This is a genomic window from Nonomuraea mangrovi, from assembly GCF_042681425.1.
In the GTDB taxonomy this organism is placed as follows: domain Bacteria; phylum Actinomycetota; class Actinomycetes; order Streptosporangiales; family Streptosporangiaceae; genus Nonomuraea; species Nonomuraea mangrovi.
Genome location: NZ_JBHUFV010000077.1, coordinates 1 through 16721, shown reverse-complemented (window position 1 = coordinate 16721; position 16721 = coordinate 1). Strand labels below are relative to the sequence as shown.

The following is a 16721-nucleotide window of genomic DNA, read 5'->3' as shown; positions in this document are numbered from 1 at the left end:
CTCCTTATCGGGTGGCGTGGTAGGCGGACAGCACGACCGCGGTCGCGGCGGCCGGGTGGGAGGTCATGACGACGTGGGACGAACGGATCTCGCGGACCTTGCTGCCGGCGCGCTCGGCCATGAACCGCTGCGCGGCGGGCGGGATGACCTTGTCCTGGGTGGGGATCAGGTACCAGGACGGGATGGTCTTCCAGGCCGGCTCGCCGCTGCCGCCGCTCAGGCCGTCGACGCTGCCGGGCCGTTGGGTGGCCGCCATGAGCCGGGTCGTGGCCGGGGGCAGGTCGGCGGCGAACACCTCGCGGAACTTCTCGGCCACGATGTAGCCGTCGGTGCCGCCGCGCGTGCCGTCGGGCAGCTTGTAGTCGCGGGCCAGCAGCGCGTGACCGAGCTCGCTGCCGGGGAACTGGTCGGCCAGCTTCAGAGCGCTCTCGCCCTTGTCGGGTGCGAAGGCGCCCAGGTAGACGAGGGCTTTGACGTTGGCGTGACCGCGGGCGGCGTTGGTGATGACGATGCCGCCGTAGGAGTGCCCGACGAGGATGATCGGGCCGGTGATGGTGTCCAGGACGCTGGAGACGTACGCGGCGTCAGCTGCCACGTCACGCAGCGGGTTGGCCGGGGCGATCACCGGGAACCCGGCCCGCTGCAGCAGGTCGATCATGTCGTTGAAGCCGGAGGCGTCGGCGAAGGCACCGTGGACGAGCACCACGGTCGGCTTCACACTGCCGGCTACGGTGCCGGCTACGGTGCTGGTCGCGGTCGCGGGGGCGGTGGTCAGGCCGAGCGTCAGAAGACAGCCGGCGGCGAGGACGCCCAGCAGGCGGCGGAAAGAGGTCATGGCGATGCTCCTTCAGGAGTTCAGGAAGGCGAGCAGGTCGGCGTTGAAGTCGCGCTCGAAGGCGCCGGCCAGGCCGTGCGGGGCGCCCTCGTAGATCTTCAGGGTGGCGTCCTTGACCAGCCTGGCCGTCTCCAGCGCCGAAGCGGCGACGGGCACGATCTGGTCGTCGTCGCCGTGCGCGATCAGGACGGGCACGTCGATGCGCTTGAGGTCCTCGGTGAAGTCGGTCTCGGAGAAGGCGCGGACGCAGTCGAGTGCCAGGACGGTTGAAGCCATAGAAGGGGACGGCCAGTTCCTTGTAGAACTGCGATCGGTCGGCCGCGACCCCGGCCCTGATGCCGTCGAACACCTCGACAGGCAGCCCCAGCGGGTTGGCGTCGGTCTTGAGCATCAACGGCGGCACCGCGCCGAGCAGCACGGCCTTGGCCACCCGGGAGGTGCCGTGCCTTCCGAGGTAGCGGGCGACCTCACCGCCACCGGTGGAATGCCCGACCAGCACGACGTCGCGCAGGTCGAGCGTGTCCAGCAGGGCGGCCAGGTCGTCGGCGTAGGTGTCCATGTCGTTGCCCTGCCACGGCTGGCCGGAGCGGCCGTGGCCGCGCCGGTCGTGGGCGATGGCGCGAAAGCCGTGGGAGGCGACCAGGTGCAGTTGGCTGTCCCAAGCATCGGCGTTCAGCGGCCAGCCATGGCTGAACACGACGGGCTGACCGCCGCCCCAGTCCTTGTAGAAGATCTGTGTGCCGTCGGCGGCGCTCACGTGGGGCATGTCAGGTCCCTTTCGGGTCGGTGTCGATGGGCTCGACGCTAGATCCGCGGCCCTCGGCGGCAATCGGTCAGATGACTGCACCGCGGCGGGAAGTCGGCGGTACTTAGGTGCGGCGACGGCGCCCGCGATGTGAGACGGCCAGGCCCGGCCGGCCGTCGTCGTGTGATGATCATGTCCTCGTCGGATCACCATCGTGGGGGCAGGCGGAGTGGCTGAGCGGGAGTTCGGTTCCCTGTTGCGGGAGTTGCGCGCCGATGCGCGGATGACGATCGAGGAGCTGTCGGAGTCCTCAGGGGTGAGCGTGCGGGCGATCGGCGATATGGAGCGGGGCAGGGTGAGCTCGCCGCAGCGTCGCACGGCCGAGGCGCTGGCTGACGGCCTGGAACTGGGCGACCAGGATCGGGCGAGGCTGCTCGCCACGGTCAAGACGCGCCCGCGGGCGGGGGCTCTGGCCCAGCTTCCGGCTGATCTGCCGGTGTTCACCGGCCGCCGCGCCGAACTCCGGCAGGCCCTGGCGTTCCTGGACCAAGAAGGGCAGGGAACACCGGCCATAGTGATTGGCGCCATCGGCGGGATGGCCGGCGTCGGTAAGACGGCGCTGGCCCTGCACTGGGCGCACGGGATCGCCGGTTCCTATCCCGACGGGCAGTTGTGGGTAGACCTGCGGGGTTTCGACCGCAGTGGCCAGGTGCTCGACCCCGGACAGGCGCTAGGCGGGTTCCTGCGCGCGCTGGGCGTCTCCGAAGGCCGCATCCCGGTCGGCACCGACGACCGGGCCGCGCTGTTCCGCAGCAAGCTGGCCGGCCGCCGGGTGCTGGTCGTACTGGACAACGCCCGCGACAGCGAGCAGGTCCGTCCGCTGCTGCCCGCCGCACCGGGGTGCCTGGCGATCGTGACCAGCCGCAACCAGCTCACCGGTCTGACCGCCACGCATGGCGCGCGCGTGCTCACGTTGGACGTGTGGACTCCCGCGGAGGCGAGAGAAGCCCTGGCCCGCAGGCTCGGTGAGACGCGGGTGGGGGCCGAGCCGGAGGCGGTGGCGCAGATTCTGCAGCTGTGCGGGCATCTGCCGCTGGCGGTGGCGGTCGTGGCCGCACGGGCCGCCGCGCGGCTGTCCTTCACGCTCGCGGACATCGCGGCCGAGTTACGGGAGGCGCACGGCACCCTGGACGCCTTCCACACCTCCGACGGGGTCGATCCGCGCGCGGCCTTCTCCTGGTCCTATCGGGCTCTCAGCCCGGCGGCCGCTCGGCTGTTCCGGTTCTTGGGGCTGCATCCTGGCCCGGACGTCTCCCTGCCGGCCGCCGCCTCCCTCGTCGCCCTGCCCACGCGCCGGGTTCGTGCCTTGCTGGAGGAGTGCTGCGCCGCCCACCTGGTCACCGAGCACGCGCCTGGCCGCTGGCGGCTGCACGACCTGCTGCGCGCCTACGCCGCCGAGATCGCTGAGGAACACGACGGGCCCGCCGGGTGCCGGCAGGCTTTCCACCGCCTTCTAGATCATCTGTTGCACACCGCGCACGCCGCCGATCAGGTCATCTACCCCGTCGTCTCCACGCCCATCGAGCTGGCGCCCGCGCAGCCGGGCACGGTCGTCGACGGCTTCGGCGACCGTGAGCAGGCGGTGGCGTGGGCCGCCCGCGAGCTACAGGTGGTGTGGGCGGCTCAGCGACAGGCGGAGGTCCTGGGCGGGTTCGACACCCATGTGTGGCAGCTCGCCTGGACCGTCGTGGACGCCTTCCTCGATCATGTGTGGATTCTCGGCCAGGAATCACTCGCCTTCCTCACCCGCGCCGCCGAAGCCGTGCACCGCGATCCCGCCGGAGAAAGGTACGCCGGCGCTGTCGTGGGCTGGCTGGCCAGGCAGGAGCATCGGCTCGGCCACTCGGAGGCGGCCAAGAAGCGTCTTCTGGCCCTGCTGCGATCGCCGGGCACGATCGCCCGGCCGCTGGATCAAGCCAGGGTCCACCACGATCTGGGCTGGCTGCACGGCGATCTCGGTGAATACGAGGATGCCCTGCACCACGCCCTCGCGGCTCTCGGCCGCTACCGCGAGGCCGGCAACGTGCCCGGCCACGCCAACGAGCTGGCCTCCGTCGCCTGGTACCACGCCATGCTCGGCCACTACGACGAAGCCATCGCCTGCAGCGAGCAGGCCATCACATACCTGGCCGAGCAGAAGATGGCGCTCAACGAGGCCACGGCGTGGGACACGTTGGGTTACGCCCACCACCACCTCGGCGACCACCACCGGGCGATCGCCTGTTACCGGCGCTCTCTCGACCTCTACCGCGACACCGGCCGGTCCCACCTCGAGGCCGAAGTCCTGGAGCACCTCGGCGACACCTACCGCGCCCTGGGCGAGGCCGACGCCGCCGGCGCCGCCTGGCAGCAGGCACTCGACCTCCTCGTCCCGCTCGATCACTCGAGCACCGGCCGTCTGCGCGTGAAGCTCTCCGACCCTCCGGCAGCCGGTTGATCCGGCAGCGGCACTCCGTCGCGGCTTGAGAGCGATCGAGGCCGGCGCGGGCGCGCTGGAGTTTTCTGCCTCCAAGGTGCCTGGAAAGCGGCGCGGTCCGCTGCTTGGCTGATCATCGGCCGCGGCGACGTCGCCGGTTCACTCCGGCCGAAAGGAGAGCCCCGTTGACCAGGTCGGCATGCCCCTGGCATGACCTCGCGAGACGTTTCTCACCCGGCGAGGAACTCCAGCACGAGCTGGTTCCACTGCTCGTGGTGTGTGAGCGGCGCGGCGTGCGGCGCGGCGGGAATGGTGGTGAGCACGCTGCCCGCCACAGCGCGTGCGACGCGCCGACCGCCGTCCTCGGGCGGCACGAATGCGTCGGCCTCGCCCTGGACGATCAGGGTGGGTACGGCGATCCGCGCCAGGTCGAGGCCCGGGTCCGCGGCCTCCCAGACCGCCAGGGACTCGGCGGTGGCCCGGGGAGAGGCGTCGGCGGCCAGCCGCAGCTGGTACAGCCGCGTCTGCTCGTCCAGGGCGCTGTGGCCGTCGACGGCGAAGAACCTCAGCAAGACGTCGTCCAGCATGTGAACGCGATGCCCAGCCGCGGCCGTCCTGAGCTCGTGCGCGAGCGGGTCCGGGTACACCACGGGGCTGGCCAGCACCAGCCTGCTCACCCGGTCCGATCCGGCGGTGTAACTGGCGGCTTCGGCGCAGCCGGTGGAGAAGCCCACCAACGCCACCCCGGTCAGCCCGAGGGCGTCCACCACCGCGGCAAGGTCCCCTGTGAAGGTGTCGTGGTCGTAGCCGTCCCAGGGTTGCGAGGAACGACCGAAGCCGCGCCGGTCGTAGGAGACCACACGCCGGCCCGCCGCGACGAACGCGCCGACCTGCGCCTCCCAGAAGCGCTGCGACAGCGGCCAGCCGTGCACCAGCACGACCGGCTCGCCTTCGCCGAAGTCCTCATAGAAGAGGGTCACTTCTCTTTCCACCTGTAAGAGCGGCATCCGCACAGCATGCCGTGGGCGCGTTCGCGCGCCATCGGTCAAATGACTGCACGTGAGGAGATCAACGCATGGACATCATCGGACGGGAGCGGGAGCTGGCCGCGCTGCGGCAGGCGATCGACCGCGCGCCCGGCGTGCTGCCGAACGTCGTGCTGCACGGCGACCCGGGCGTCGGCAAGTCCGTGCTGCTGCAGGCCGGCATCGCCTACGCCGGGCAGCGGGGAATGCGGGTGGTGGGCGGCAGCGGTTTCGAGAGCGAGGCGCAGCTCGCCTTCGCCGGGCTGTATCAGTTGTTCGGGCCGGTGATGGAGTATGTCGACCGGGTGGAGCCCTATCACCGGGACGTGCTGCGCCGGGTGCTGGGCATGCAGGACGGGCCGACGCCTGACCGGCTGGCGATCTCGGTGGCCTCCCTGGCGGTGCTGGCCACGGTGGCGCAGGACGGGCCGGTGCTGATCGCCGTGGAGGACGCGCACTGGGTCGATCACCCCACGCGCGAGGTGATGATGTTCATCCTGATGCGGCTGAAGCCGTATGACCTGAGGGCGATCTTCGCGCGGCGGCCGCTGACGGCCGGCGAACGTGTCACCCCGGGCATCAACACGCTGGAGGTCGGGCCGCTCGACGAGCAGGCGGCCGGGGAACTCCTGGATCTGCTCCACCCAGGACTGCCCGAGTCGGTACGCCTGCGGGTGCTGAGTGACGCCGCGGGCAACCCCCTCGCGCTCACCGAGCTGGCGCGGACCTCCGTCGGGGTGGAGATGCTGCCCACCGGCGCGCCGTTGCGCACCCGGCTGGAGACCGCGTTCGCCGGCCGGGTGCTGTCACTGCCGCCGGAGATCCGTACCACCTTGCTGGTGACCGCGCTGGACGGTGACCGGCTCGAGCACCAAGCCGAGCTGTCGCCGCACGACCTCCTGAAGGTCGAGCGGCTGAGCCTGGTCACGCGCGACTCCACGCCGTCCGGGATGCGATTCCGGCATCCGCTGGTCAGGTCGGCGATCATCAACACGGCCGCACCCGACGAGCTGCGGCAGGCGCACGCGGTCCTGGCCGAGCAGCACCGGGCCGACCCGGAACGCCGGATGTGGCACCTCGCGGCGGCCACGGTCGAACCGGACGAGCGCGTGGCCGCCGACATGGAGGACGCCGCCCGCGCGGTGAGCCTGCGCGGCGGCAGCGGCCTGGCGGTCAAGGCGCTGCAGCGGGCGGCCGACCTCACCCCGGACCCGGCGGCCCGTGCCGCCCGGCTGGAGCACGCCGCCGAGCTGGCCGGCGAGTCCGGGCAGCTCGACCTGGCGCAGGAACTGCTGGACCAGGCGCGCCGCCACCTGAACGACCCGGCCAGGGCACTGGCCGTCAAGGCACAGATTCTCCTGCTGCGCGACGGCGACCTGGACGCCGCGCGCCGCCTGCTGCGCGGCACGCCCGGGGCCGGCCCGCTGATCAGGGTGATGGCCGCCTCCTATGCCCAGGATCCCCAGGAGTGGGCGGAGGTCACCGACGTGGTCGCCGGCTGCGACGACGAGCACGTACGCCTGCTGTACGACGTCTTCCTGGGCACCGGCACGGCCGAGCGCGTGCGCACGGCGCTGGACGAGCTGCCGGGTGACGCCCCGCCGGGACGGGTGGCCGCACTGTGCAGGGCGGCGACCTGGATGGACCTGCTGCCCGACTACCGCACCCGCATCCGCGCCCTGATCGACGGCGAGGTCGGCCGGGGCGCGGTGACGCACGCCGCCAGCGGCTACTGGCTGGCCGCCCACGACCACTTCCTGGCCGGCCAGTGGGAGGCCGCCGAGAGCTCGGCCAACGCCGGGCTGGACCTGTGCGTCCGGCACGACCTGGAGCTGCTGGCCCACGACCTGCGCTGCAGCCTGGGCTGGATCGCGGCCGCACGAGGCGACGCCGACAGCGCCAGGGAGTACAGCAGGACCGTCCAGCAGTGGGCCGCCCCGCGCGGCAGCGCGCTGCACCTGACACTGGCCGCCCGCAACCTCGCGCTGGCCGCGACCGCGCACGGCGACTACGAGACGGCCTACGCGCATTGGACGAGCATCAGCCCGCCGGGAGTCATCCCTGCGCACGTGGCGTTCGCGCCGTGGGCGGTCTTCGAGCTGGTGGAGTCGGCGGTGCGCACCGGCAGGACGGCCGAGGCCCAGGCGCACGCCGCCGCCGCTGCCGGGCTGGCAGACCGGGCGCCCCGGCTGCGCCTGCATGTCATGGCCGCCCAGGCGCTGGTGGCGCCGGAGGAGGAGGCGGTGCCGCTGTTCAAGGCCGCGCTCGCGCTGCCCAGGACCGAGCGCTGGCCCTTCGACCACGCCCGGGTCCGGCTCGCGCTCGGCGAGCTGCAGCGCCGCCGGCTGCAGCCCGGCGAGGCGCGGCCCGAGCTGCGCAGGGCGGCCGACCTGTTCGCCGGGATCGGCGCGACCGCCTGGCAGCAGCGGGCCGAGCAGGAACTACGGGCCACCGGCGTGGCGGTCGCCCAGCGCGCCAACGCCGCCCACAGCCTGACCGCCCAGCAGCTGGAGGTGGCCCGTCTGGCCGCCTCAGGGCTGAGCAACAAGGAGATCGGCGAGCGGCTGTTCCTGTCGTCGCGGACCGTCAGCGCCCACCTGTACCGGATCTTCCCCAAGCTCGGCATCACCTCCCGCGCCGCCTTACGCGACGCCCTGGAGGGCCATGCGGTCAACTGACCGATTCGCGCCCATCCGACGGCGGCCGATGCTCGTGCCGTGGCCAACGCCGTACCGGCACGACCTTCGAGGAGAGAGTGATCGCAGGCCAGCGGGCCTTTCGCCTGGGTGCGCAGGAACGCCCGCCTGGAAATGTCGATGTTGCGGGGAGCCGGGCGGTGCCAGGCCGGATCGGCAGCCGCAGAGTGACTTCAGCCAGAACCGCTGGCCCTTCTCGTGGCCTACCTGGTGCGGCGAGCCTGACTACCGTCGCGCTGACAGATTCGCCGCGGACAAGATCAGCCTAATTTCGGTGTCACCAGAAAGAACATCGAAAGGGGAGGTCATGAAGGTGACTCCGGTGGCGGCGATGGGACTCGCAGCTGGGGCCGTACTCGCGCTGTGCACGTTCGCGAGCCCGGTGCAGGCGGCCAAGGGAGGCTGGGACCGAGAGGGCTGCGCGGAGGCGCGGCCGGAGGTCACCTCCATCAGCGGCTGGGTGTCGCCCGGCGCGTGCGCGTTCATCAAGCGGCAGATCACGTTCGGCAAGGTCATCACCCCCGACCGGGTGGGCGCCTACGTCGACATCTGGTCCAAGGACGCAACGTTGTGGGAGCCTGCGAAGGCGGGCAGGCCGCCGGTCCAGGGCCTGGACGCCATCAGGACGGCGATCAGCGGCACGCTCGCGCTGGTGCCCGACTTCCGCTTCCGCGGCACGCGCATCGCCGTGAACGGCCCTGCCGTGATGTTCGAGGCGCACAACGAGGCCACGCTCAAGGGCCGCGAGGTCGCCTACTCCGCGGTCTACCGGGTCCTGCTGACCGACGACGGCAAGGTCATCCAGGGCCGCCGCTACTACGACCGGCACTCCTGGTTCAAGCCGCTCGACCCCAGCCTGCCCGACCTGTTCGCGAACGTCACCGACGGCGGCGCGCCTGACCAGGGCCGCCGGCCAGTCCTCGGCTCCGACGAGCTCGTCGAGCGCGTGGAGGCGTGGAACAACGAGGACGCCGAGGCGCTCGCGGGACGGCTCACCGGCGCGCCGCTGTCCGCCCCGGGACTGAACGGCGGCACGCTCCGCACCACGCAGGGCAAGCTCGCCTACCTGAAGACGTTCTTCGACCAGGTCAGCGACGTCCAGCTGCAGCCGGGCCAGGCCGTCAAGGTCAACGGCGCGACGTACCTGGAATGGCACGGCACGGTCCTGCCCAAGGGCCAGACCGACCCGGTCAGCTTCGGCATCATCGAGCGCATCGGCGACACCAGGGGCGTCTCGAGCGACTGGAGCCTGACCTTCGACCAGCTGCCGCTCGTCGCCGACGAAGCCAAGATCATCGAGCTGTACGGCAAGCTCAGGTAGTGATCGCGGCCAGCTCCGCCCGCGAGGAGATCCCCAGCTTGGGGAAGGCCTTGTAGAGGTGGTAGCCGACCGTGCGCGGGCTGAGATACAGCTGGGCCGCGATGTCGCGGTTGGACGCGCCCGTGGCTGCCAGCCGTACCACCTGCCTCTCCTGCGCGGTGAGCACGCTGAGCGGGTCGTCCGCCTGGCGCGGGGCGGCCGGGACGTCGCCCGTTGCGCGCAGCTCCGCGCGCGCCCGCTCGGCCCACAGCGCCATGCCGAGCCGGTCGAAGGTCTCCAGGGCGCCACGCAGCTGGGCGCGGGCGGCGGCGCGCTTACGCGCCCGCCGCAGCCACTCGCCGTAGAGCAGCTGCGTGCGTGCCCGCTCGTGCGGCTGCTCGCCCTGCTCGTGCACCCGCACGGCCTCATCGTAAAGTCCCTCGTCGTCCTCGACGAGGGCACGGCAGCGCAGCGCGACCGCGTCGGAGGACGGCAGACCGACACGGGCCGCCCAGTCCAGGTAGTACGCCAGGGGCTCGCGTGCCCGCTCGGGCTCCCTGGCCCTGACCGCGGCCTCGATCTGGTCGGGGGCGAAGAAGACGGACACCGGCGCGTTGGCCTCGGCCGGAATGCTTTCCAGGATTCCCAGCGACGCCTCCGGACTGCCCAGCGCGAGCTCCAGCCGCCCGAGCCCGGCCACCGCGATCGCCTCGGCCATGCGGAGCCCGCGCGCTCCGGCCTGCTCGAAGACGGCCGCGGCCGCCGCCCTGCAGCCCTCCTCGTCGCCCAGCTCACCGCGCGCCAGGGCTAGCAGCGCGGTGAGCGTGGCCGCACTGTTCCACTGCCCCAGGTCGCCGACCATGGGGATGATCTCCTCCAGCATGGCCGCCGCCTCGCGATACCTGCCGAGCAGCGTCCGCGCGTGCAGCAGGGTCTCCGTGGCGATGGCCAGCCAGCCGCCCATGTCGTGAGCCCTGCACTCGGCCTCCACGCGCGCTGCGGCGGCCTCGCCCTGACCGTACCGCCCGATCGGCACGCACAGCTGGGCCACGAAGAGCAGGCCCGGCACCTGGAACGCGGACTGATCCGGTTCGAGCACCAGCTCCTGGATCAGCGTGACCGCGTTCTCCAGATCGCCGTCGAGCAGCGCGGCCAGCCCCAACGCGCCGCTCACAAGCGGGGAGCCGATCTCAGGCAATGCCCTGAGCCGCTTCGCCGCCCGCCCTGACAGCTCGGGGTCACCGGCAAACCATCCGCAGCGCACCGCCTCCACCAACAGGTAGCCCGCCCGCTCGGCGTCCAGCGGCGCCACCCGCTCCGCGCCGCCGATGACAAGCTCGCCGGCCGCGGCCGGGGTGCCCTGCTCGAACTCCCGATGTGCCCGCACCTGAACGAGATGGGCGAGGGCCAGCGGATCCTGGATCTCCTCGCTGGCCCGGTCGGCCAGCGCGCCCGCGCGGGTCGGCTGGCCCGCGTCGCTGGCCGCCACAGCCGCCGCGGCCAGCCGTATCGACCGCTTGGCGGTGTCAGGTGTGAGCTCGGCGGCCCGCTCGTACGCCGCGGCCATGGCCGCATAGCCGGAACGGGTGCGCGCCCGCTCCGCGGCAAGCTCCAGCTCGCGCGCCACCTCCTCGTCGGGCGTGGTCGTCGCGGCGGCCAGATGCCAGGCCCTGCGGTCGGCGTGCTCGCCCCCGACGAGCACCTCGGCAAGCGCGCGCCGTACGGCCAGCCGCGACGTCAACGGAACGTTCTGGTAGGCGGCGCCCCTGATGAGCGGATGGCGGAAGGCCACCGCCGACCCGTTCACCGTGACAAGCCTGGCCTGCTCCGCCGCCTCCAAGTCCACGAGCCTGGCGGAGAAGGATTCCGCAGCGCGCAGCACGATGCCAAGGTCGCCCGTGTCATCGGCGGCGAGCACTGCGAGCAGCGACTGAGCGGTGCAGGGCAACGCCCTGATCTGCCGCTGGAAAGCCTCCTGGACCCGGCTGGCGACCGGGATGGTGGCGAACGGATTCAGCTGGCCGGCCCGCTCCTCCGCGGTGAGCGCGGACGGCAGCTCCATGAGCGCGAGCGGATTTCCGCCGGCTTCGTCCAGGATGCGGTCACGCACCGAGGGCGCCAGATCCGCTGCCCCCTTGGCCAGCAGCGCGACGGCGGCGTCACGGTCCACGCCGTCCAGCCACAGCTCGGGCAGCCCCTGCGGCCTGAACTCCTCCCTGCCGGCGAACACGAGCGCGACGCCTTCGGCGTCCAGCCGCCGCGCCACGAACACCAGCGCGTCAATGGATGCCTGGTCGAGCCACTGCGCGTCATCGATCAGGCAGAGCAGCGCCCCCTCTCCCGCGACCTCGGCCAGGAGGCTGAGCACGGCCAGCCCGACGAGATACCTGTTCTCCGGCGCGGCCGCACCGAGCCCCAGCGCTCCCTGGAGCGCCGCTGACTGGGCCGCCGGCAGCGCGTCGATGCGGTCGAGCTCGGCACGCAGGAGCAGATGCAGGGCGGCATACGGCAGCTCGGCCTCGGACTCGATACCGACCCCGCGAAGCACCCGCACCCCCGCGGCCCGCTCCGTCATGTGGCCGAGCAACGCGGACTTGCCCATGCCCGGCTGCCCGCGCACCACCAGCACACCGCTGTGCCCGGACCGTGCGTCCTCCAGCAGCCGATCGACCTGAGACTGCTCCACGGCCCGCCCATACAACATGGCCGAAATCTAGCGGAACGCTGACAAAGCTTCGGACTCGAGGCCGGACCGAAGGCCCAGGCGGCATCCCTGCCCGGACCTTCGGCCCGGGAGCCTGCCTGGACGCCACAGGACGCCATCGGGTCGGGTGCCAACGGGCTCGTCCACCTGGCCGCCGCCGCGGTCTTCGGCTCGATGTTCGGCCTGCCCACGGCCGTCCTGGTGCCGACCGGGGTCTTCTTGGTGGCCTTCGCCGGGTTCCTGCTGCACCTCGCCTCGCGGCACGTGGTGAACCGGCCGGCGGTGATCACGGTGATGGCGGTCAACGTGGCCTGGGTGATCGCCAGCGCGGAGGCGCTGATCGCCGCGTGGTTCCCGCTCACCACACTGGGCCTCGCCTTGGTGATCGCCCAGGCGGTGGTGGTCGCGGGCTTCACCGGCCTTCAGTTCGCCGGCCTCCGCAAGCTCTGACGGCGGCCCCGGATCGCCTCAGATCGGGCAACGGGGTGGTGTCTGGGGGGGGGCCGGCGTGCACGTAGGCCAACGATTTGGGGGTGTTCTTCCGAACGCAGGGACCGGCGAAGCGCGAAAGCCGTGGGAGGCGACCGACCGCACCCACCGCTCCATGTCCGCCGCGATGCGGGTAGGGCGACACGCGCTCCGGTGTCGGCACGTGACTCCTTCGCCGCATGGCCGGCCTACGGGCCGAGGTAGACGTCCGGCGAGAGCCATGCCGGACGCGGCAGGTCGAAGTGCTCCTCGAGCATCAGCTCGGCCTGGGTGAGCGCGCCGTAGACCCAGCCCTGCCCGGTCGACCACGCCGATCCACAGACGTAGACGTTGGCGTCGCGGATCGGACGGCGCATCCGTGGCATGATCTCCCAGCTCTTCGCCCCCACTTGCCAGAAGTGGTAGGCCGCGCCGTACGGGTCCTGCACCCAGTTCTGGAAGTAGGCCGCTGTCGGGTCGGGGATGCGGGCGCGGGGGCCGTGCAGCTCGCGCAGCTGGCGCTGCGCCTCGTCGACCAGTGCCCCCGGCGCCGAGGCGTCCATCGGCCGCGGCGGCCGGGTCACCGCCACCGGGGCGAGGCGTTTCGGCCGCGTCAGCAGCTCGTTCCAGAACTCGACGTCGCTGAGGTCGTTGTAGGAGGCCAGCAGCAGGGCGTTGCGGTTGGCGCGGTCGGCCCCGGGCTGGTTCCCCTCGACGCCCCAGTAGTAGGTCTGACGCAGCGGGAGGTCGCTCACCGAGCGGCCGGCGTCCAGGCCGAGATCCTCCCACCATGGCCGGTCGTAGGCGAGGAAGAGCTTCGAGGCCGGCCTCGTGACGATCGAGCCGAGGTCGGACAGGAGCTGGCTGCTGGAGAAGAGGAAGGTGTCCGGGTCCAGCAGCTCGATCGAGCGCTGGGGCATCGCCAGGATGACGTGGCGCGCCAGCACCTTGAGCGGCTGGCCCCCGGGCCACACGGTGAGGGCAAGGGCCAGCACCTCCTCGCCGTCAACCGTCTCCCGGTCGATCCGGCGCACCTGGTGGTGGAGGTGGACGCTCCCGCCCTCAGCCACGAACCGCCGGACGAGTTCCTCGGGCATCGTCTGGTAGCCGTCGCGCAGGAGCAGGTACTGCGGCGGCGGGGAGCCGACGAAGTCCGCCACCGACGCCTCCATCGCCTCGACGCTGTTGACGTTGGACACCACCGACCCGTAGCCGAAGCCGTCGCGGAGGAACGACCATCCCTCTTGCCCGATCGCATCGAGCAGCAGGTTCCAGAACCCGATGTCGTACAGGCGCCGGCCCCCGACCGACGCCGTCGGCTTGATCCTGTCCCACGCCTGGTGGTTCATCTGGGCGGCGTTGGAGACGAAGCGCTGGATGACCGACAGGAGCGCGTCGTCCGGCGTCATGCCCCGGATCTCGGCCGGCAGGTCGTAGGGCACGACCCTCGGGTCAGTGAACTGCTTCATGGTGAAGCGGCGCTGACGCAGGTAGACGAGGTTCTGCGGCTCGTCGACCGGGAAGGGGGCCGTCGGCAACCGAAGATGTCTCACCAGGTCGGCCACGACCGGCTGGTTGCTCAGGTAACGCATCCCGCCGAGCTCGGCGTGCAGATGTGGCATGCCGGGCGGCGTCACCGAGAAGAGACGGCCGCCGACGCGCTCGCTGCTCTCGAACAGGCGCACCACGAGCCGGCCGCCGCGACGCCGCCGGAGCCTTGTCAGCACGCCGCTGCTCCTGGCTTCCGGTCCGAGCAGCCGCCAGCCCGCGTACGCCCCGGACACCCCGGCGCCGATGACGGCGACGTCGATCACGCCGTCCGTGGTCGGTGCCGAGGCGGCCCACGCCGTGGCACCCAGCGATCCCTCGACGATGGCGGCGGTACCGACCGCCGCGCCCCCCTTGAGTAGATCGCGCCGCGTGGGTCCGCCCCTCGCCGACGGCTTCCCGGTTTGGATGTCCTTGCTGTGGCTGTGGACGCTCACGTCACTCCCCCGGCGTGCTTGCACCTGTTTCCGCAAGTGGGGGACGTGGCGATGTTCCATCCGGCGGCCGTACTTGTCGAGGCGACACCCCGGCCGGGTCGCTTTGTCATACGGGTGGCATGGATCGGTGGAAGTATCCAGCCTGCTCCACAGCCTGTCCGCCGGCGGCGAAGACGGCGAGCAGTCCCTCCAGGATCACGCCGACGCCGGCCACGAGTTCGCCGACGGGTAGGTCGCGTGCGTCCATGACGCCGGCATCAGCGCCGGGCGGGCGAGTGGTCTCGGGAACGGCGCTTTGCCCACGCCGAATTGCGAGCCCATGTTCGCTTCGGTTGGGACGCGGCGCGCGGAGGATCTCCGCCAGGGTGGTGAACACGGCCTCGTCCTTGGACTGCGGATAGACGTTGTGTCGACTTCGCGGACCTGCTCGCCTATCACGGAGTAATCAGCTGTCAAGGCGAATCTTGTGGACTCTCCGGCGAGAAAGATCCCGTTCTCGAGGAGTGGACACAAGTGAAACGAAGCATCGCCGGCGCGCTCGTCGGCATCATCGTGGGCGCGAGCCTGGTATTCGGAGCCGCGGGTACGGCACAGGCCGCCACGGCCCAGGTCAATGCCGGAGTTCAGCAGCGCATCCTGCCGGTTGTCGTGGCCAAGATCGGCCGCCGACTGGCCAAAGAGCTCATCAAGGCCATCGTGCGGCACTTCAAGAACGAGGCCCAGAAGGCGAATGATCGCCGGGATTACATGCGGGCGGTCCTTGACGACGTCTGGAACAACGACAGTCCAGGGGCCGACGACCAGCTCCCGTTCGGATACCACGTGCTCATCGCCGACGACAGCCGAGTCGACCTGAGCAAGCTGCGGTGCGACGACTGCCCCGACGGCAGGCCGATCCTCGAGCAGGAAACGGTCGACCTCGGCGCGGACGGCACCCAGCAGACGTTCTCCTACAGCATCGCCATCTTCGAGAAGGGCGAAGCCACGCTCAAGGGGCGTAAGGGCCAGCGCGACCGGATCCAGTGGATCGAGCCGGAGACGGCCAACCGCGCCGACGACGGCGTCCAGGTCAGAGAGGACGACTATCTCGGGTCCTGCGGCGCCGGCGGCTGCAACGACTGGCAGACCAGTGTGACATTCGCCCCCTACGGCGTCGAGAACAAGCCGGACTGCGGGGATGAGGACCTGGAGGACGGATGCCAGGGCGGCGACGGCTCCAAGCCCGTCCCGGGTAACCGTCTCGAGCACGGCAAGCAGCTGACCATCACCGCACAAGGCGGCTTCTCCCTCGGCAGACGCACCGTGTGGGACAAGGGCGACGGCACCTGGGAAATCGAGGTCCCCGCCACCGGCAACGTCCTGGAAGTCATCCCGAACAACTGGCGGGTCGAGGACAAACGCGTCCACCACGGCCCCACCCAGCTGTGGCGTTTCATCGACCCCGAAGGAGACGGCTGGTACAGCATCAAGAACGTCTACAACATGACCCATGGCTACCCGCAAGGCGGCTGCCTGACCGTCGACGACAACGGCGGCAGGCCCATCTGGGCGATCGACTGCAACAAGCCGGGCAACCAACAGCTGTGGAAGCTGTCCTGACCTGACCGTCGGGTGGGCGCCGGCCCCCGGGCGCTCACCCGACGGTCAGCCGGGCGCGCACCTCGTCAGCCTTCGGCACGCCGACGCCCTCGAATGCGTCAAGCGCCGCCGACCACGAGGTGCGCGCCCTTTCCGGCTGACCAAGCGTGAGCGTGGTCAAGCATCGCGACCGCTCTGGCCAGTCGAGTTCCATGCCGTGGCCGACCTGGCCGGTTCGACGGATGACCAGGCGGCCTCCGCCCTGTCGGCGGTGGCCGGCATGGAATCCCGCGTGACGAGTCGCCGCTGGTCGGCAGGCCGTACTCGATGGCGTGCCGGCCCGCGTTCCGCAGTCCGCCCGAACGTGGTTGACCCCTGGTCCTGCAGTCACGAACTTGACGATTGATTGACGGCCTCCGAGATCCGTTCATCGGCCCCTGTCATCCGGCGTCAATCGGCCCGCTTCACGCTGGACCCAGCAAATGTCCGGATAGAGAGGGCTTTCCAATGAGCAGGGACACAGCGCTGGTGGACGCTGACTGGGCGCAGGCGCATCTGAGCGACCCCCGGGTGGTCTTCGTCGAAGTGGACGAGGACACCTCCGCCTACGACAGAGGTCATCTGCCGGGAGCGGTTCGCCTGACTTGGACCACGGACCTGCAGGATCCCGTCCGGAGGGACTTCGTCGACAAGGCCGGGTTCGAAAGGCTGATGGCCAGAAAAGGCATCTCCAATGATCACACGGTGGTGCTCTACGGGGGCAACAGCAACTGGTTCGCGGCCTACGCCTACTGGTACTTCACGATCTACGGCCACGCGGACGTCCGGCTGCTCGATGGCGGACGTAAGAAGTGGGAGCTCGACGGCAGGACGCTCACTCTCGATGAGCCTGCCCGCCGGCCTACGGTC

General features: G+C 71.0%; 13 protein-coding genes and 1 pseudogene. 6 read left to right on the top strand and 8 right to left on the bottom strand.

Annotated elements, in window-relative coordinates:
- Nucleotides 1–4: 4 nt before the first annotated feature.
- From ACFSKW_RS46040 to ACFSKW_RS46030, 3 genes and pseudogenes are all read right to left on the bottom strand, one after another.
- Nucleotides 5–835, bottom strand: coding sequence for an alpha/beta fold hydrolase (locus tag ACFSKW_RS46040; RefSeq protein WP_379580940.1), 831 nt, complete (start codon nucleotides 833–835; stop codon nucleotides 5–7).
- Nucleotides 836–847: 12 nt separating this feature from the next.
- Nucleotides 848–1111: an alpha/beta fold hydrolase gene (locus ACFSKW_RS46035; RefSeq protein WP_379580939.1), complete on the bottom strand. Its 264-nt coding sequence runs from the start codon at nucleotides 1109–1111 to the stop codon at nucleotides 848–850.
- Nucleotides 1044–1601 (bottom strand): annotated as a pseudogene (locus tag ACFSKW_RS46030) (alpha/beta fold hydrolase); the annotation flags it as partial. The pseudogene ACFSKW_RS46030 and the gene ACFSKW_RS46035, both read right to left, overlap by 68 nt.
- A gap of 193 nt (nucleotides 1602–1794) precedes the next feature.
- Here ACFSKW_RS46030 and ACFSKW_RS46025 point away from each other — a divergent pair.
- Complete coding sequence (locus ACFSKW_RS46025; protein ID WP_379580938.1) at nucleotides 1795–4077, top strand: ATP-binding protein; 2283 nt, start codon at nucleotides 1795–1797, stop codon at nucleotides 4075–4077.
- Between the two features lie 209 nt (nucleotides 4078–4286).
- On the opposite strand, the gene ACFSKW_RS46020 is transcribed toward ACFSKW_RS46025, so the two are convergent.
- Nucleotides 4287–5036: an alpha/beta fold hydrolase gene (locus ACFSKW_RS46020; protein ID WP_379580937.1), complete on the bottom strand. Its 750-nt coding sequence runs from the start codon at nucleotides 5034–5036 to the stop codon at nucleotides 4287–4289.
- Nucleotides 5037–5131: 95 nt separating this feature from the next.
- On the opposite strand from ACFSKW_RS46020, the gene ACFSKW_RS46015 reads away from it, so the two are divergent.
- Nucleotides 5132–7759, top strand: a complete 2628-nt coding sequence (locus ACFSKW_RS46015; protein ID WP_379580936.1) for a helix-turn-helix transcriptional regulator — start codon at nucleotides 5132–5134, stop codon at nucleotides 7757–7759.
- Between the two features lie 325 nt (nucleotides 7760–8084).
- Complete coding sequence (locus ACFSKW_RS46010) at nucleotides 8085–9098, top strand: nuclear transport factor 2 family protein (RefSeq protein WP_379580935.1); 1014 nt, start codon at nucleotides 8085–8087, stop codon at nucleotides 9096–9098.
- Here the strand turns inward: ACFSKW_RS46010 and ACFSKW_RS46005 are convergent.
- Nucleotides 9091–11781, bottom strand: coding sequence for a helix-turn-helix transcriptional regulator (locus ACFSKW_RS46005; protein ID WP_379580934.1), 2691 nt, complete (start codon nucleotides 11779–11781; stop codon nucleotides 9091–9093). The genes ACFSKW_RS46010 and ACFSKW_RS46005 overlap by 8 nt on opposite strands.
- 174 nt (nucleotides 11782–11955) lie before the next feature.
- On the opposite strand from ACFSKW_RS46005, the gene ACFSKW_RS46000 reads away from it, so the two are divergent.
- A complete protein-coding gene (locus ACFSKW_RS46000) occupies nucleotides 11956–12231 on the top strand; it encodes a hypothetical protein (RefSeq protein WP_379580933.1) in 276 nt (91 codons plus the stop codon).
- 227 nt (nucleotides 12232–12458) lie between these two features.
- Here the strand turns inward: ACFSKW_RS46000 and ACFSKW_RS45995 are convergent, their stop codons facing one another.
- Nucleotides 12459–14234, bottom strand: a complete 1776-nt coding sequence (locus ACFSKW_RS45995; protein WP_379580932.1) for a flavin monoamine oxidase family protein — start codon at nucleotides 14232–14234, stop codon at nucleotides 12459–12461.
- A gap of 106 nt (nucleotides 14235–14340) precedes the next feature.
- Entirely contained in the window at nucleotides 14341–14610 is a 270-nt protein-coding gene (locus tag ACFSKW_RS45990) for a hypothetical protein (RefSeq protein WP_379580931.1), read from the bottom strand.
- A gap of 137 nt (nucleotides 14611–14747) precedes the next feature.
- Between ACFSKW_RS45990 and ACFSKW_RS45985 the strand changes: the two genes are divergently transcribed.
- On the top strand, nucleotides 14748–15833 hold the full coding sequence (locus tag ACFSKW_RS45985; protein ID WP_379580930.1) for an RICIN domain-containing protein: 1086 nt from the start codon (nucleotides 14748–14750) through the stop codon (nucleotides 15831–15833).
- A gap of 34 nt (nucleotides 15834–15867) precedes the next feature.
- Here ACFSKW_RS45985 and ACFSKW_RS45980 read toward each other — a convergent pair whose 3' ends face one another.
- The gene (locus tag ACFSKW_RS45980; RefSeq protein ID WP_379580929.1) at nucleotides 15868–16026 is read right to left on the bottom strand and encodes a hypothetical protein; all 159 of its coding nucleotides are present in this window, start codon (nucleotides 16024–16026) and stop codon (nucleotides 15868–15870) included.
- 293 nt (nucleotides 16027–16319) lie between these two features.
- On the opposite strand from ACFSKW_RS45980, the gene ACFSKW_RS45975 reads away from it, so the two are divergent.
- Nucleotides 16320–16721 (top strand): sulfurtransferase (locus ACFSKW_RS45975; RefSeq protein ID WP_379580928.1); only part of this gene is annotated, 402 nt, incomplete at its 3' end.

Coding starts and splice junctions, on each gene's coding strand:
- ACFSKW_RS46040 (WP_379580940.1), bottom strand. CDS start 835: ATGACCTCTTTCCGCCGCCTGCTGGGCGTCCTCGCCGCCGGCTGTCTT.
- ACFSKW_RS46035 (WP_379580939.1), bottom strand. CDS start 1,111: ATGGCTTCAACCGTCCTGGCACTCGACTGCGTCCGCGCCTTCTCCGAG.
- ACFSKW_RS46015 (WP_379580936.1), top strand. CDS start 5,132: ATGGACATCATCGGACGGGAGCGGGAGCTGGCCGCGCTGCGGCAGGCG.
- ACFSKW_RS46010 (WP_379580935.1), top strand. CDS start 8,085: ATGAAGGTGACTCCGGTGGCGGCGATGGGACTCGCAGCTGGGGCCGTA.
- ACFSKW_RS46005 (WP_379580934.1), bottom strand. CDS start 11,781: ATGTTGTATGGGCGGGCCGTGGAGCAGTCTCAGGTCGATCGGCTGCTG.
- ACFSKW_RS46000 (WP_379580933.1), top strand. CDS start 11,956: ATGTTCGGCCTGCCCACGGCCGTCCTGGTGCCGACCGGGGTCTTCTTG.
- ACFSKW_RS45980 (WP_379580929.1), bottom strand. CDS start 16,026: ATGGAACTCGACTGGCCAGAGCGGTCGCGATGCTTGACCACGCTCACG.